The sequence below is a fragment of the Roseibium sp. QJM3NY_11 genome (assembly GCF_056173175.1).
In genome coordinates, this window is the sequence record NZ_CM149660.1 from 3,921,328 (window position 1) to 3,937,502 (window position 16,175).

Below are 16,175 nucleotides of genomic sequence, written 5' to 3' on the forward strand. Positions count from 1 at the left end.
GCTTGCGGCGACAAGGTACCGGACCGGAAAACGCCGCGTCGAGCCGCGGCGTTTTTTGTTCACAGGATCTGACAGCGTCCTTTCGCATACGTCTCAGCCGTACAGACGCCACATTCCCAGCGGAACGAGGTACAGGCCAAGCAACAGGATGGCTGCCAGAACCAGCTTGCGGAAGGCTGCCTCCGAGACCTGCCGGCGCAATCCGCGTCCCGCCCACACGCCGCCGAGCGCGGGCACGACAAGAGCAAGCGACATCAGCAGGTCGTGTCCGCCCACCCGTCCAAAGCCGCCGAGAGACGCCCCCAGTGCCAACGTCGACAGCAGAAACAGGAGGCCCATGGCCTGGATCAGCTGATCTCTCGGCAGTCCTGCCGCCTGTAGGTACATCACGCCGGGGACCGTGTAGGACCCGGTCATCCCGGCAAGAACCCCGTTCACCAGACCGGCGATCACGCCAACCGGGGCGATCAGCCTTTCGGGAATCCCAGGCGCGCCCCCCGCCAGCAACGGAACCGCGTAGCCGATCATCAATACGCCGAGAAGCAGATCCGCGGCCCCTTCCGGCAGCCGCGTGAGCAAAAACGTTCCGGCCGCAAGCATCAGGACCGCACAGGCGAGAAAAGGCCAGAGCCGGGCCAGAAGACAACGCAGATGCCCGCCGAACACTCCTTGCCAGACATTGGAGACGACTGCCGGCCACAGGATCAGGACCATGGCCTTTTCCACACCGACCAAGAGCGTCATCAGCCCCAGCGCGATTGTCGGCAGGCCGAAGCCCACCAACCCCTTCACGAACCCTGCACAGAGAAACACGCCGGCAGCGATCGCGGCCAATTCGAACCCCGTGCCTGACCAGACGGTCATCCCGCCCGCCTCGAAGGCGCCGTGTTTCTAACCCGGTGTCCGGCTGTCCGCACCATGGCCATAGATATTCATGTCGTCCTCGAGCTTGCCGGCATCGATTTGCCGCTCCAGTTCCGCATTGAACGAATGCAGCAAATCAATGCAGGGCGTTGCCCTGGAGAACAGAAAATGCAGCGTGTTCACGGCCGCCGGCCAGGGCAGGACTTCCACCACACCGTAGGCGGACATCTGTCCGACCAACCGCTCCCCGCCCAGACGCGAGCTGACCATGTAGTCGGCCTTGTCCTCGATCAGAAGCCGGATGAGTGTCTTGAGATCATCGACCGGATGCCGGTCGATCGCAAGATTGACTTCGGCGAACGTATCGAACTCCTCCCCGAAGGAGGCCCCGAACGGGGCAACACCGCGCAGCCCCGCCAGCTCCGCCGGGCCTTGCGGGCGAAATGGCAGACCGGCGCGGATGAAAACCGCGACATCCTCTTTCATGACGGGCCGACTGACACCGAATTTCTGAAGCCTTTCGTTGGTCACATAGGCTCCGGCGAGAACATCGATCTGGCCGTTCTCGAGCAAGGTGAGCTGCCTTTTCCAGGGCAGATCCGGCCCGGATTTCAATCGTACGTCAAGGATATCGAAGATCCTGCCCGCCAGATCCGGAAAAACGCCCCGCAGGCCGCCGGCAGGCTCTTCCCGCATGGAAACCGGAAACCAGACGCTTGAGCCGTTCAGCTTGACAGTCGAACAGGATTCAGAGGCTGCGTGTACCTGACCCGCAACCACATTGAAAAGAACCGCAACACAGAAATTCGCAATTAATTTTTTTAACCTATTGCATTTACTCATTTTTTTACCTGCCCAGCTCAAAAATTCGCATGCCCACGATTTGAGTGAAACTGTTTTCACTCACCCGGTCAATCGGAATAGACACGGTAAACGTGTATTGCGGGTGTGTTTTTGTACTGAATGGTCGTACCGCGACCCAAAGCATTGTTAATATTTACAATAATTCGCCTGGAACGCCTGACTTCCTTGCAGTGCGTTCCATCCGTCGCGGCAAGATGATACCGTGCGTTCATGCCTGCTGCTCTTCTCAGGATGCCGAACGGCCTTGCCCGGCGCCTTTTCCTCGACAGACACGGACTTGCCACCGCACCCAAGGGAAGCGGCAAGGGCGATGATCTGCGTGCGGTTATCGACACGCTCGGGTTCGTCCAGGTCGACAGCATCAACACGGTGGCCCGCGCACATCACATGATCCTGGCGGCGCGCCGGCCTGCCTACAGGGAAAAGAACCTGAAATCGTTGCTGGAGCGCGACCGTCATGTGTTCGAACACTGGACACATGATGCGGCCGTCATCCCGACCGAGTTTTTCCCCCACTGGCAGCTTCGGTTCCGCAGGGACCGGAAAAAGCTGAAAGGACGCTGGCGGGATTGGCGCAGATCCGGCTTCGAGGAGAAATTCGAGGAGATCCGCAAGCAGATCAGCGACCACGGGCCGGTCACCTCCGCATCGGTCGGCGCCGACGAGCCGCGCAGCAGTGGCGGCTGGTGGGACTGGCATCCGTCCAAGACCGCACTGGAGTTCCTCTGGCGGACCGGCGAACTTTCCGTGAGCCGCCGCGACGGCTTTCAGAAAGTCTACGATCTGACGGAGCGCGTCATACCGTCCGCGCATCTGCGCCCTGCCCCCGACGTGGACCAAACGGTCGACTGGGCGGCACGGTCCGCACTGGACCGGCTCGGCTTCGCGACGCCGGGCGAACTCGCCGCGTTCTGGGACCTGATCACGCCGCTGGAGGCCAGGACCTGGTGCCAGGTCTGCCTGGAGGCCGGCACCCTTGCCGAAATCGAGATCGAAAATGCCGACGGCACGTACCGGAAGGTTTTCGCCTCTCCCGAAACACTCGGAACCCTGGACGATCTTCCGGATCCGCCATCCCGCGTTCGCATTCTGTCACCCTTCGATCCCGCGCTGCGCGATCGCAAGCGCGCCGAGCGCCTGTTCGGCTTCAGCTACCGGATCGAGATATTCGTTCCCGAACCCAAACGAAAATACGGCTATTACGTCTTCCCCGTTCTGGAGGGCGACCGCCTGATCGGGCGGATCGACATGAAGGCGTTTCGAAGCGACGACCGGCTTCACGTGCGCGCCTATTGGCCAGAACAGGGCATCAGGCCGTCCAGAGGCCGGATTGCGAAACTTGAGGCGGAGCTGGATCGCACCGCCCGGTTTTCAGGCTGTTCGGGTGTCACCTACGAAAGCGGCTGGCTGAGGCCGGCATAGACCGGGAACGTCCCCGTCAGTTTCAGACCGGCTGGCAAAATGCCGCAGGGTTCGCGGAAGACTTGCGCTTGAAACCGCTGGTGCGCGCAACGGAATGAGCGCATACTTTCATCCTTGCGAAACTATGGTCTGTGAACGAAAAGCCTCACGCATTCGTCCACAGGGCCTCATGAACTCCAGGAGACCATCATGACCGTGGAAAGAGGTATTCTTCTCGTTGTCGGGGCGCTGATCGTCGCTTCCGTGCTACTTGCCGTCTATGTGAATATCAACTGGCTCTGGCTGACGGGCATTCTTGGCGCCCATCTGGTGCAGGCTTCCTTCACCGGCCTGTGCCCGGTGGTCATGATCTTGAAAAAGATCGGCCTGCCGCAAAAAGCCGGATTTTCCTAATCTTCAAGGCTTTGCCGAGGCCCGCACGGCCCTCGACCCGAGGTGATCCCCGGCCAGACCGGAGATGACCCTGGATCGGGCCGACAGGTTCTTCTGTGCGGCCGGACGCCGTCCAAAACCGGTCCTCAGGCCCAGGTCAGGACGACCTTGCCGGCTTCACCCGACTTCATGGCGGCGAAGCCCTGCTGAAAGTCGTCGACGCCAAAGCGGTGGGTGATGACGTTGCGCACATCGAGACCGTTCTGGAGCATGGCGATCATCTTGTACCAGGTCTCGAAGATCTCGCGGCCATAGACCCCCTTGAGGGTGATCGCCTTGAAGACGATGCGCGACCAGTCCACCGGGGACTTGCCAGGCGGAATGCCGAGCAGCGCGATCCGGCCGCCCATCACCAGGTTCTCCACCATCTGGTCGAGCGCAGCCTGACTGCCGGACATTTCCAGGCCGACATCGAATCCCTCCTTCATGCCGAGTTTCTTTTCGATGCCCTTGAGATCCTGCTCGGCAACGTTGACCGGCATGACGTCCGCGACCCTTGCCGCCAGATCGAGGCGCACCTGGTTGATGTCCGTGATGACCACGTTGCGGGCACCGACGTGACGGGCAACGGCCGCCGCCATGATGCCGATCGGCCCGGCCCCGGTGATCAGGACGTCCTCGCCGATCAGATCGAAGCTGAGCGCCGTATGCACCGCGTTGCCGAGCGGATCGAGAATGGCACCGATCTCGTCGTCGATTTCGTCGGGCAGCGGCACGACGTTGAAGGCCGGCAGGCGCAGGAACTCGGCAAAGGCGCCCTGCTCGTTGACGCCGATGCCACGGGTTTCCGGATCCAGGTGGAACTTGCCCGCCCGGGACTGGCGGGAATGCCGCCCGATCAGGTGCCCTTCGCCCGAACAGCGTTGCCCGATTTCAAGATCCGTGACGTTCCTGCCCAGTTCGACGATCTCCCCGGCGAACTCGTGCCCGGTGATCAGCGGCACCGGGACGGTCCGCGCCGCCCAGTCGTCCCAGTTCCAGATGTGGATGTCCGTGCCGCAGATCCCGGTCTTTCTGATCCGGATCAGGACATCGTCCGGACCGATTTCCGGCACGGGCGCCCGCGTCATCCAGAGGCCCTCCCGCGGCTCGGACTTGGCGAGCGCCTTCATCTGGTTGCTGCTCATGACAGGACACCCGTCGCCTTGCCGGCCTTTTCGAAGGCACCAAGGGCCCGGTCCAGATCGGCCCGGGTCAACGCCGCGTTCATCTGGGTGCGGATGCGGGCCTGGCCGCGCGGCACCACGGGGAAGAAAAAGCCGGACACATGGACACCTTCCTCGAACAGCTTCGAGGCCATCGCCTGGGCCAGTTTCGCCTCGCCCAGCATCACCGGAATGATCGGATGCTCGCCGGGCAGCAGGGTGAAGCCGAGGCTTTCCAGCCCTTCACGCCAGTAGCGTGCATTGTCGAACAAGGCCTTGCGCAGATCGTCGCCCTCCTCCACCAGCCGGATGGCCTCAAGCGCGCTCATGACGATCGCCGGCGGCAGGGAATTGGAAAACAGATAGGGCCGCGCGCGCTGGCGCAGGAGATCGATCACCGGCTGCGGTCCGGCGATATAGCCGCCGATGCCACCGCCCAGCGCCTTGCCGAGGGTTCCGGTCAGAATATCGACGTCAACGCCGAAATGGGCGGGCATGCCCTCGCCCTTCGGCCCCATGAAGCCGGTCGCGTGGCAGTCGTCGACCATCACCACGGCGTCATATTTTGCGGCAAGCGCCGTGATGCCGGGCAGATCGGCCAGATAGCCGTCCATGGAAAAGACGCCATCGGTGGCGATCATGATGTGCCGGGCGCCCGCTTCCCGGGCTTCCTTGAGTTTCGCCTCAAGATCGGCCATGTCGGAATTGGCGTAGCGGAAGCGCCTGGCCTTGCACAGGCGGATGCCGTCAATGATCGAGGCATGATTGAGCGCGTCCGATATGATCGCGTCCTCCGGCCCGAGCAACGGCTCGAACAGACCGCCGTTGGCGTCGAAACACGCGGCGAACAGGATGGCGTCGTCCTTGCCGAGGAAATCCGCGAGACGTTGTTCCAGTTGCCGGTGAATATCCTGGGTGCCGCAGATGAAGCGCACGGAGGCCATGCCGTAGCCCTTCGTTCCGAGCGCTTTTGCGGCCGCCTCCTCAAGGGCGGGATGATCGGCAAGGCCGAGATAATTGTTGGCGCACAGATTGATGACCTCGCGCCCGTCAACCGTGATCAGTCCGCCCTGGGGCGAGGTGATCAACCGCTCGTGCTTCGTGAGCCCTTCGGCCTCGATCTCTTCGAGCGTCTTTGAAAGGTGGGTCAGAAAGGCATTGGACACGGGGGCTTCTCCGGCGAAATGAACGTTCTGTCCACCATGCCGGATTTTCGTTCGCAATAGAAGACATGACTTCCACTATGACGGAATTTTGACGCACCTGAACGGATTCAGAATTTGACCACCATCAGGATTGCGCGTGCGGGGCCGCCGACCGCCTCGATGCCATGGGGCACATCGGCAGCATAGCGCGCCGTGTCGCCCCGATTGATGACCCCCTTGGCGACACCCGAGGTGACTTCCAGCCGGCCGTCCTCGGCGATGAGCTGCTCGCGGGTGCCGCGTTCGTGAGGTTTGCTTTCCAGTCTGCCGCCGTCGCTGAAAATCAGCTCGTAGACCTCGAAACGGCCGGTGTCCTGCGGCGGTGACAGGATCCGGATCCTGCAGCCGTCACCGGCGCGATCGAGCGCGGGCGTCTGGTGCTCGTGCAGGATCTCGACCCGGTCTTCGGCGGCCTCTTCGCCCAGAAGCCCGGCAAAATCGACATTCAGCGCGCGGGTGAGGTTCAGCAGGGTCGCCACGGTCGGGTTGGATTCCCCCCGCTCGATCTGGCTGACCATGGAGCGGGACACACCGGAGAGCTTTTCGACGGCTTCCAGCGAGAGACCCTGCGCGCGGCGGGCCTTTTTCAGTCGTTCGGGAAGTCGGGAAAGAATATCGGAATCTGTCATGACAGAATCAAAAACCGTTCTGCCGGACAATGCAATCGGTATCTGTATCCCCTGGATCGTGTCGCAATGATGCTTGCGCGGCGGACAGACAGCCCCTTCTGAAAGAAGCCGGCGACAAGTGGCACTTCATCACAAGGCGTTTCATGCTATCTGATGGGGTGAAGCCCAAACCGTCGCTTCCGGGGCGCATCCTGTCGCATTCGGAACAATTGCTGCACCGCCCGCTCTCTTAGCGTTCTGAGAACGTACATCGCGCCATGAGAGCGCGTCCTAAAAACCACCCCTCCCGGAGAGACGCCCCATGGCCAGCGATATCGAAATTGCCCGCGCAGCCAGCATGAAACCGATCCAGGAGATCGGCGCCCGGCTCGATATTCCCGAAGACGCCCTGCTGCCCTACGGCCGCACCAAAGCGAAGATTTCCGCGGATTACATCGAGGCCCTGAACGGGCGCAAGACCGGAAAGCTGATCCTGGTGACGGCGATCAATCCGACCCCGGCCGGGGAAGGCAAGACCACGACCACGGTCGGTCTCGGCGACGGCCTCAACCGAATCGGCAAGAACACGATGATCTGCCTGCGGGAGCCGTCGCTGGGCCCCTGCTTCGGCATGAAGGGCGGCGCGGCCGGCGGCGGCCATGCCCAGGTCGTGCCGATGGAAGACATCAACCTGCACTTCACCGGCGATTTCCACGCAATCACCTCGGCGCACAACCTGCTGGCGGCCCTGATCGAGAACCACATCTATTGGGGCAACGACCTCGGCATCGACCTGCGCCGGGTGACCTGGCGCCGCGTCCTCGACATGAACGACCGGGCCTTGCGTGAAATCGTCTGCTCCCTCGGCGGCGTCACCAACGGGTTCCCGCGCGAAGGCGGCTTCGACATCACGGTTGCCTCCGAGATCATGGCGATCCTGTGTCTGGCGACCGACCTGAAGGACCTGCAGGAGCGGCTCGGCCGCATCATCGTTGCCTACCGGCGCGACCGCACGGCGATCACCGCCCGCGACCTGGAAGCCGACGGTGCCATGACCGTGCTGTTGAAGGAGGCCATGCAGCCGAACCTGGTGCAGACCCTGGAAAACAACCCGGCCTTCATCCATGGCGGCCCGTTCGCCAATATCGCCCATGGCTGCAACTCGGTGGTCGCAACGCAGGCAGCATTGAATCTTGCCGACTATGTCGTCACCGAAGCCGGCTTCGGCGCGGATCTCGGGGCGGAGAAATTTTTCGACATCAAGTGCCGCAAGGCCGGTCTGCATCCGGATGCGGTCGTCATTGTCGCTACCATCAAGGCGCTGAAGATGAACGGCGGCGTCGCGAAGGACGATCTCGGCTCGGAAAATGTGGACGCCGTCGTCAAGGGCTGCGCCAATCTCGGCCGCCACATCGAGAACATCAAGCAGTTCGGCGTGCCCGCCGTCGTCGCCATCAACCATTTCACCGCCGACACCGAGGCCGAAGTCCAGGCCGTCAAAGCCTATTGCACCGAACTCGGTGTCGAGGCCGTGCTCGCCACTCACTGGGCCGACGGCTCGGCGGGCACCGAGGAGCTTGCCGCCCACGTCGCCGAACTTGCAGACAGCGGCGTGGCCCAGTTCGCCCCGCTCTATGACGACAACCTGTCCCTGTTTTCGAAGATCGAAGCGGTCGCCAAGCGGATCTACCGCGCCGACGAGGTGCTGGCCGACAAGTCCGTGCGCGACCAGCTCCACCGCTGGGAAGAAGACGGGTTCGGCCATTTGCCGGTCTGCATGGCCAAGACCCAGTATTCCTTCACCACTGACCCGCAACGGCGTGGCGCGCCGACCGGCCACAGCCTGCCGGTGCGCGAGGTACGCCTGTCCGCCGGCGCCGGTTTCATCGTGGTGATCTGCGGCGAGATCATGACCATGCCCGGCCTGCCGCGCGTGCCGTCGGCCAATCACATCCGGCTGGATGACCAGGGGCAGATCGAGGGGTTGTTCTGATCTGTGTGGACCGGACTCAACGATCCAGCGATCCGGGCGGATCAGATGATCCGCCCTTTTCATTCAACTGGCCGGCAACCGTCCGGGCTCAACAAACTTTCATCAGGGCGCGTAGCTGCTTGGTCAAACCCATCGCCGAAAAGCTCACGACGACCCTGGTCCCGAACACGGTTTCATAGCTGATCTCGAACCCGTTCGCGCGCAGCATCCCATTGAAGAGGTTTGCATAGTTTTTCCGTGGCGAATTGGGTCTTGAACCATCCTTCGCCACGAACCGCGTTGAGCCCCGCGGTGACATGACGTAGTAGCGTCGTCCGCTGACGCGCATTTCCGCGATGGTATCCGGCTTCCAGTTCACGAGATGAATGCTGGTGGCGACTTCATTGTAGTTCCAGTCGTGACCACGATAGAGCGAAACGCTGGACGGCGACGCACTGCCGGTGAAACCGTCCTCGTGAATTGAAGCCGTAAAGGCCTCGCAGATGTGCGCGGCCTCGTCCTTCCACAGTTTCCAGTCCCGGGAGACGGGAAGTTCCTCAAAATCGGCGAAGAGGAAATGCCCGGCGCCTTGCTCTCTCATCACGCGCAGCGGTATCGTCTTCACGGCTTCGAACAGTTCCGTGGAGATATAGCCGTCCACGCGCCTACCGAATTTGCCCTGAAAGCGTTTGATGACCGTCGAAACAGGCTTGCTGATTCCATATTCCTGCTGGCCAAGGTCCCTGAAATACCCAAGCACCGGCAAGCTTCCGTACGTTGCGAACAGCTTTGCCTGCCGTTCGCCGGGCAAAAGCGGCGCGTTGACGGCGAGCAGCGTTTCCGCCTGCTCCCGGGTCAGAAAACCCGTGGGATTAGACCCAACCTGCATCTGATAGGCGCGCACGACCTTGATCAGGTCGAGCCGCAATGAGAAGTCCGCGACCATCTCCGCCCTGTCGGCCAGGCCGAGATGGTGGAGTGCCCGGTAGATCCGTTTCTTCTGATCCAGCGAATAGCCGAGTTTCTGCCAGTCGGCCCTCCAAAGGTCTTGTTCTGCCGCCGTTTTACCGTCCAGAAGCCGATTGCTGCGTACCTGCTGCGTTTCTTGAAGCGGGGGCGCTTCCGGATCGGCAAGCAGATCCTCCAATTGGCGGCGGCTCAGGTAACCCGTCCGGTCTGCGGCAATATGAGCCTGATACCGAATGATATACGAGACCAGGTCCGGACGCGTCAGGTCGGCTGTCGCGACGTTGCTGACGAAGAAGCCCCTGTCGTGAAGCGCCCGATAGACCGTTTTCAATTCGTCCGCGGAATAGTCTTCATAGACCCAGGAGATGACCGGATTGGACCAATTTACGGCAGCCCCGGACGTGTCTGTGTCTTTGGCGACGGCGCCGGTTGCCAGAGGCAGCATCGCGGCACTGATCAAAAATGCAAGAAAGACCAGTCCGGAAAAGGCTCTTCTCATAGTCGGGAAAGCGCCTGAACGTGCAGGGAGAACTCGTGTCATCGATGGTCCGGGAGTTGGGTGGCAGGGTACCGATATCGGCAAACAGGATTTTCAGGGTACGAATATTCGGGCGCGATCTTCAACCCGTAGCCGGAGCAATGCCAGGAGAAATGATGCTGTCGCGTGAACGACTGGCCGTGTCGCTTTGGAGATATCGGGCAAAGCGGCTTGAGGCATAAGGTTTTTTCTCAAGTTGAAGGTCCTTGCACCGATCTGGAGCCGCTCATGTCCGACGAAGACGATATCGATCTCGCCTCCCTGTCCGACGACGAACTTGTCGAACAGATGCACGACGATCTTTACGATGGCCTTCAGGATGAAATCCTGGAAGCCGTCAACATTCTTCTGGAACGCGGCTGGGTGCCCTATGACGTTCTGACGAAAGCCCTCGTCGAAGGCATGCGCATCGTCGGTGTCGATTTCCGGGACGGCATCCTGTTCGTTCCCGAAGTGCTGCTGTCGGCCAATGCGATGAAGGCCGGCATGAGCATCCTGCGGCCGCTGCTGGCGGAGACCGGCGCGCCGAAGGTCGGCAAGATGGTCATCGGTACCGTCAAGGGCGACATCCACGACATCGGCAAGAACCTGGTGTCCATGATGATGGAAGGCGCCGGCTTCGAAGTGATCGACATAGGCATCAACAATCCGGTCGAGAACTATCTGGCCGCGATCGAGGAGCATCAGCCCGACATCCTCGGCATGTCCGCGCTTTTGACCACCACCATGCCCTACATGAAGGTCGTCATCGACGAGATGAAGGCCAAGGGCATCCGGGACGATTATATCGTGCTCGTCGGCGGTGCGCCGCTGAACGAGGAATTCGGCGAGGCTGTCGGCGCCGACGGCTATTGCCGCGACGCGGCCGTGGCGGTCGAAATGGCGAAGGACCTGATCGCCCGCCGGCACAACCAGCTGGCAAACCGGAGCTGATCCGGACATGTTCCGGGAGGCGGCCGACATGCTGGCTGGTGAGCCTCTTTTTCCGGTCGAGGCCGAGGGAACCGCGCAAGACCGGAGCGCAGACGACAAGACCGGGCGCGTGCTGGTCATTGCCTGCGGTGCCTTGGCGCGCGAAATCATCGCGATCCGCAGGCAATCCGGGCTCGACCATATCGATCTGACCTGCCTGCCCGCCCAGTTGCACAACTCTCCCGACAAGATCCCCGGCGAGGTCCGCCGCACCATCGAGATGAACCGCGATGCCTATGCGGACATCCTGGTGGCCTATGGCGATTGCGGCACCGGTGGACTGCTGGACAGGGTGCTGGAGGAAACCGGCGCGCGGCGCCTCGAAGGGGCGCATTGTTATGCCTTCTTTTCCGGTATCGATGACTTCGACCGGATGGAGGAGGATCAGCTCGGCACCTTCTACCTCACCGATTTTCTGGCACGCCACTTCCAGACCATGGTGATCGAACCGCTCGGCCTCGACTGGCACCCCCATCTCAGGGACATGTATTTCGGCCACTACACGCGCGTGCTCTATATCGCCCAGACCGACGACCCCGACCTGGCGGACGCCGCCCGGAAGGCCGCGGACCGGCTCGGGCTCGCCTTCGAGATGAAGCAGACCGGCTACGGATTGCTGGCGCCGTTCCTGGCACAGGAACCGGCGACCTGACAGTCCCTGGCATTCGCCTGCCGGAAGTCGGTTTTTCACGTCGGGATGCCGCTATCAGGCGAAAGCAAAAGGCCGGCTTCCGGCAATGATGGATGAACGGTCACGGCTTCATCATCGGGAATGAAATGGCTCAGAAAATCTTCGTTTACTGGCGAGACATCCCGGCGCAGGTGCTGGTGAAGAAGGGACGCAAGTCCGCCCGCCGGGAACTGCCCGCCATGTTCATGGAAGCGATTGACGCCTGCGCCATGCGCATCGGCGCCAGGGACAGCGACGCCTATATGGCCGAGTGGCGCCGCACCGACCCGGTCGAGGTTTCCGACGATCTGGAAATGGAGGCGGACATGGGTCTGGACGATCTGGTTTCCGCCTATCCGAAGGACCGGCTGAAATTGCTTTTGGACAGTGGAGGTACGGAGCATGACTGAACAGCGACTGCTGGATACCGGACGGCTCCCCGCCTCCACGGAAATGTCGCCGAAACAGGTCATCGAGAAGACCGCGCTGCTCGCCCATATTCCGGCGGGAACCCAGGTCTATGTCACCGATCTCGGCAACGCGCCGGAAGACATGATCGTCGACGCCGCGCGCATCCTGCAGGACAACAAGCTCATCGCCGTGCCGCACATGGCCGCCCGCCGCTATCCATCCCTCCAGGCATTCGAGCGCCGCATCAAGCGCCTGACCGGTGAAGCCGGCGTCAGCGAGGTTCTGGCCATCGCCGGAGAAGCGGAAAAATCCGGCCCGCTCACCTCGTCGGTCGCCCTCCTTGAAACCGGACTGTTTGACAGGCTCGGCATCGCCAGGATCGCCGTGGCCGGGCACCCGGAAGGGGCTCCCGACATCAAGCCCGACGTGATCCGTTCGTTTCTGTCGCGCAAGCACGCGCTGGCGGCGGCAAGCGACGCCGAGTTCAGGATCGTGACGCAATTCGGCTTCGATCCGCACCGGGTCAGCCTGTGGCTGGACGAATTGCGCGACTGGGGCAACCTGTTCCCGGTCCATGTCGGCGTCGCCGGTCCGGCCAAGATGACGACCCTTCTTAAATACGCAGCCTTCGCCGGCGTCGAGAACTCACTGAACTTCCTGAAGAAACGCGGCGGCGCCGTGGTTTCGATGCTGGCAGGCTACGACCCCGACACGATGGTTGATCCACTGGAAACCCGTGTCGTCAGCCAGCCGGCCAGCCAGCTCGCCCAGATCCATGTCTACCCGTTCGGCGGGATCGAAAAGACCGCGACCTGGCTGCACGGCCGCGGCAGCTGGTCCTTTCAATCCCCGTCCACCCTGACCGCCAATGAGAGCGCCTGAATGACCCGCACAATTGTCGCTTCCGCCACCCGGGAAATCGTTATCGGTTTCGATCAGCCGTTCTGCGTCATTGGCGAGCGGATCAACCCGACCGGACGCAAGAAGCTCGCCGCGGAAATGGCAGCGGGCAATTTCGACACGGTCAAGGCCGACGCGCTCGCCCAGGTTGCGGCCGGCGCCACCATGCTGGATGTCAACGCAGGAGTGACCGCGGTCAATCCGAACGAGACGGAACCGCCGCTGCTGGTGAAAACTCTTGAGATGGTTCAAGAGCTTGTCGACGTTCCCTTGTCCATCGATTCATCCGTTACCGCTGCCATCCAGGCCGGTCTGGAGGTCGCCAAGGGACGCCCGCTGGTCAATTCGGTGACCGGTGAAGAGGAAAAGCTGGAAGCCATCCTGCCCCTCATCAAGAAATACAACGTGCCCGTGGTTGCCATCTCCAACGACGAGTCCGGCATATCCGAGGACCCGGATGTCCGTTTCGAGGTCGCCAGGAAGATCGTCCGGCATGCCGCCGACTACGGCATTCCCGCCCATGACATCGTCGTGGATCCTCTCGTCATGCCGATCGGTGCCATGGGCACGGCCGGTCAGCAGGTGTTCCGACTGCTCCGGCGCCTGCGCGAGGAACTCAAGGTCAACACCACCTGCGGACTGTCGAACGTCTCCTTCGGCCTGCCGCACCGCCACGGCATCAATGCCGGCTTCATCCCGATGGTGATCGGTGCCGGCATGACCTCGGCGATCATGAACCCGTGCCGCCCGCAGGAAATGGAAGCCGTGCGCGCCGCCAATGTGCTCAACGGCACGGATCCGAACTGCGCGAACTGGATCATGACCTACCGGGATCACCAGCCTTCCGCGCCAACGTCCGCCGCGCCCGTCGATGGCGGTGCCTCGTCCGGCGGCCGCCGCCGGGGCGGCCGGGCGGCAAGGCGCGCTGCGGGATAGGCCGCCTGCTCAATGAGCTGTCGCAGTGAAGGAAGTGCCCCCCACCCCACAGGAGGGAGGGGTTTTGCGAGTTGAAAGGCAGTGCTTCCATTGTATTCCGAATACGCGGAAAGACTGTTGAGGTTGAAATATACATTGGCCGCATCCCCCTCCCCCTTGTGGGGAGGGGTTAGGGGTGGGGGTAACCCCTGAGAAGACAAACAGCACAACTCTGAACCAGCAGAACCTACGCAGACATGACAGAAACCGCCAAACTCGCCAAAGTCGTCTTTCAACCCAGCGGCCGCCGTGGAACTTTTCCGGTGGGAATGCCCCTGCTCGACGCGGCGCGGTCTCTCGGTGTCTACGTGGAATCGGTGTGCGGCGGACGGGGTATTTGCGGACGCTGCCAGATTTCGGTCTCCGAGGGCAGCTTCGCCAAGGAGAACCTGACCAGCTCGGCGGACCATCTGGAGGCGGCAACCGAGGCGGAAACCCGCTATGCCACCTTGCGCAATCTTGCCGCCGGACGAAGGCTGTCCTGCCAGGCGAAGGTCCTGGGCGACCTGGTGGTCGACGTCCCGACGGACGCCCAGACCAACCGGCAGGTGGTGCGCAAGCGCGCCGAGGCCAGACATATCGAGCCCGACAGCGCCGTGACGCTTGTGAGCGTCACCATCGCCGAGCCGGACATGGAAACGCCGCGCGGCGACATCGACCGTCTGCGCGAAGCCCTGGCCGACAAGACCGGCCACGCCGGCCTGAATGTCGACCCGGTGCTGCTGCCACGCGTTCAGGCACTGCTTCGTCAGGGAAACTGGACGGTCACCGCTGCCATCCATCAGGACGAAGGGGCACCGCCGACCCTTGTCGCGCTGTGGCCCGGCAACAAGGAAACCGTCTACGGCATTGCCGTCGATATCGGATCCACCACCATCGCCGCCCACCTGTGCGACCTTGAGAACGGCCGCACCGTGTCTTCCGCCGGCACCTCCAACCCGCAGATCCGTTTCGGCGAGGACCTGATGTCGCGGGTGTCCTACGTGCAGATGAACCCGTCCAGACTGCCGGATCTCACCAGAGCGGTGCGCGAGGCCGTCAATTCCCTGATCGGCAAGCTGGTCGGCGATGTCGGTGCCGAACGCGCCGACGTGCTCGACGCGACATTCGTCGGCAATCCGGTGATGCATCACCTGTTCCTGGGCATCGACCCGGTGGAACTGGGCGGGGCGCCGTTCGCGCTGGCCGCGTCCGACGCCATGGTGCTCAACGCGCGCGATCTCGAACTGGAGCTCAATCCCGGTGCCCGGGTCTACATGCTGCCCTGCATCGCCGGCCATGTCGGCGCCGATGCGGCGGCCGCCACCCTTGCCGAAAGCCCCTACAAGCTGGACGAGATCACCTTGCTTGTGGATGTCGGCACCAACGCGGAAATCGTGCTCGGCAGCTCGGAGCGGCTGCTGGCGGCCTCCTCCCCCACGGGCCCTGCCTTCGAGGGCGCGGAGATTTCCTCCGGCCAGCGCGCCGCACCGGGCGCCATCGAGCGCCTTCGCATCGACAAGGACACGCTCGAGCCGCGCTTCAAGGTGATCGGTGTCGACGAATGGTCGCACGAGGACGGCTTTGCGGAGAAGATCGACAGCGTCGGCGTCACCGGCATCTGCGGGTCCGGCATCATCGAGGCCGTGGCAGAGATGTTTCTTGCCGACCTGATCACCGAGGACGGTGTCATCGACGGTGCGATGGCCGCGAGAACCGCTCGGGTCCAGCCCAGTGGCCGGACGTTTTCCTATCTGATCGCAAGCGATCCCGTCGAAATCTCCATCCTGCAGACGGACATCCGGGCAATCCAGCTCGCCAAGGGCGCGCTTTATGCCGGCATCAGGCTGCTTCAGGACAAGCTCGGCACCGACAAGCTCGACCGGATCCGTCTTGCAGGCGCTTTCGGAAGCTATATCGATCCGAAATACGCGATGGTCCTGGGCCTCATTCCCGACTGTCCGCTCGATGGCGTCTCGGGTGTCGGCAATGCCGCCGGGACCGGGGCCCGCATGGCGCTTCTCAACCGGGGTTTCCGGCGGGAGATCGAGCAGACCGTGCGGGACATCGAGAAAATCGAGACCGCGCTGGAGCCGAAGTTCCAGGAGCATTTCGTCAACGCCATGGCCCTGCCCAACAAGGTCGACCCGTTCCCCAATCTCCGGGCCGCGGTCGCGCTGCCGGAGCGCAAGTCCGTTGAGGCGGCCGATGCCGGCGGCGGCGGACGGAGACGCCGCAGGCGCGGATAG

15 protein-coding genes are annotated in these 16,175 nt (G+C 62.5%); 9 read left to right on the forward strand and 6 right to left on the reverse strand.

What is annotated here, in order from left to right; genetic code table 11:
- Positions 1–93: 93 nt before the first annotated feature.
- Together AC0VX3_RS17985 and AC0VX3_RS17990 are read right to left on the reverse strand one after the other, a co-directional pair.
- Positions 94–864: a sulfite exporter TauE/SafE family protein gene (locus AC0VX3_RS17985; RefSeq protein WP_475521659.1), complete on the reverse strand. Its 771-nt coding sequence runs from the start codon at positions 862–864 to the stop codon at positions 94–96.
- A 27-nt stretch (positions 865–891) separates the two neighbouring features.
- Positions 892–1,560, reverse strand: a complete 669-nt coding sequence (locus AC0VX3_RS17990; protein ID WP_475521660.1) for a substrate-binding periplasmic protein — start codon at positions 1,558–1,560, stop codon at positions 892–894.
- A 378-nt stretch (positions 1,561–1,938) separates the two neighbouring features.
- Between AC0VX3_RS17990 and AC0VX3_RS17995 the strand changes: the two genes are divergently transcribed.
- Both AC0VX3_RS17995 and AC0VX3_RS18000 read left to right on the forward strand, forming a co-directional pair.
- Entirely contained in the window at positions 1,939–3,150 is a 1,212-nt protein-coding gene (locus tag AC0VX3_RS17995; RefSeq protein WP_475521661.1) for a winged helix-turn-helix domain-containing protein, read from the forward strand.
- A 189-nt stretch (positions 3,151–3,339) separates the two neighbouring features.
- The gene (locus AC0VX3_RS18000) at positions 3,340–3,543 is read left to right on the forward strand and encodes a YgaP family membrane protein (RefSeq protein WP_342894128.1); all 204 of its coding nucleotides are present in this window, start codon (positions 3,340–3,342) and stop codon (positions 3,541–3,543) included.
- 125 nt (positions 3,544–3,668) lie between these two features.
- Here the strand turns inward: AC0VX3_RS18000 and tdh are convergent, their stop codons facing one another.
- The 3 genes from tdh to AC0VX3_RS18015 form a co-directional block, all read right to left on the reverse strand.
- Positions 3,669–4,709, reverse strand: coding sequence for an L-threonine 3-dehydrogenase (tdh, locus tag AC0VX3_RS18005; protein ID WP_475521662.1), 1,041 nt, complete (start codon positions 4,707–4,709; stop codon positions 3,669–3,671).
- A complete protein-coding gene (locus AC0VX3_RS18010) occupies positions 4,706–5,893 on the reverse strand; it encodes a glycine C-acetyltransferase (RefSeq protein WP_475521663.1) in 1,188 nt (395 codons plus the stop codon). The genes tdh and AC0VX3_RS18010 overlap by 4 nt, the downstream gene beginning before the upstream one ends.
- A 107-nt stretch (positions 5,894–6,000) precedes the next feature.
- Positions 6,001–6,561, reverse strand: a complete 561-nt coding sequence (locus AC0VX3_RS18015) for a helix-turn-helix domain-containing protein (protein ID WP_348148285.1) — start codon at positions 6,559–6,561, stop codon at positions 6,001–6,003.
- Positions 6,562–6,862: 301 nt separating this feature from the next.
- Between AC0VX3_RS18015 and AC0VX3_RS18020 the strand changes: the two genes are divergently transcribed.
- On the forward strand, positions 6,863–8,533 hold the full coding sequence (locus AC0VX3_RS18020; RefSeq protein WP_475521664.1) for a formate--tetrahydrofolate ligase: 1,671 nt from the start codon (positions 6,863–6,865) through the stop codon (positions 8,531–8,533).
- A gap of 88 nt (positions 8,534–8,621) precedes the next feature.
- Here AC0VX3_RS18020 and AC0VX3_RS18025 read toward each other — a convergent pair whose 3' ends face one another.
- On the reverse strand, positions 8,622–9,980 hold the full coding sequence (locus tag AC0VX3_RS18025) for a hypothetical protein (protein WP_475521665.1): 1,359 nt from the start codon (positions 9,978–9,980) through the stop codon (positions 8,622–8,624).
- A gap of 267 nt (positions 9,981–10,247) precedes the next feature.
- Between AC0VX3_RS18025 and AC0VX3_RS18030 the strand changes: the two genes are divergently transcribed.
- The 6 genes from AC0VX3_RS18030 to AC0VX3_RS18055 all read left to right on the forward strand — a co-directional run bounded on the left by AC0VX3_RS18030 (position 10,248) and on the right by AC0VX3_RS18055 (position 16,175).
- Positions 10,248–10,952, forward strand: coding sequence for a corrinoid protein (locus AC0VX3_RS18030; RefSeq protein WP_475521666.1), 705 nt, complete (start codon positions 10,248–10,250; stop codon positions 10,950–10,952).
- A gap of 28 nt (positions 10,953–10,980) precedes the next feature.
- Positions 10,981–11,643, forward strand: a complete 663-nt coding sequence (locus AC0VX3_RS18035) for a DUF1638 domain-containing protein (protein ID WP_475521667.1) — start codon at positions 10,981–10,983, stop codon at positions 11,641–11,643.
- Between the two features lie 125 nt (positions 11,644–11,768).
- Positions 11,769–12,071, forward strand: coding sequence for a virulence factor (locus AC0VX3_RS18040; RefSeq protein WP_342894121.1), 303 nt, complete (start codon positions 11,769–11,771; stop codon positions 12,069–12,071).
- Positions 12,064–12,954 carry a methylenetetrahydrofolate reductase gene (locus AC0VX3_RS18045; RefSeq protein WP_475521668.1) on the forward strand — a complete coding sequence of 297 codons (891 nt, stop codon included), beginning with the start codon at positions 12,064–12,066 and terminating at the stop codon, positions 12,952–12,954. Before AC0VX3_RS18040 ends, AC0VX3_RS18045 begins: the two co-directional genes overlap by 8 nt.
- Complete coding sequence (locus tag AC0VX3_RS18050) at positions 12,955–13,908, forward strand: methyltetrahydrofolate cobalamin methyltransferase (protein ID WP_475521669.1); 954 nt, start codon at positions 12,955–12,957, stop codon at positions 13,906–13,908.
- Between the two features lie 236 nt (positions 13,909–14,144).
- Positions 14,145–16,175, forward strand: a complete 2,031-nt coding sequence (locus tag AC0VX3_RS18055; RefSeq protein ID WP_475521670.1) for an ASKHA domain-containing protein — start codon at positions 14,145–14,147, stop codon at positions 16,173–16,175.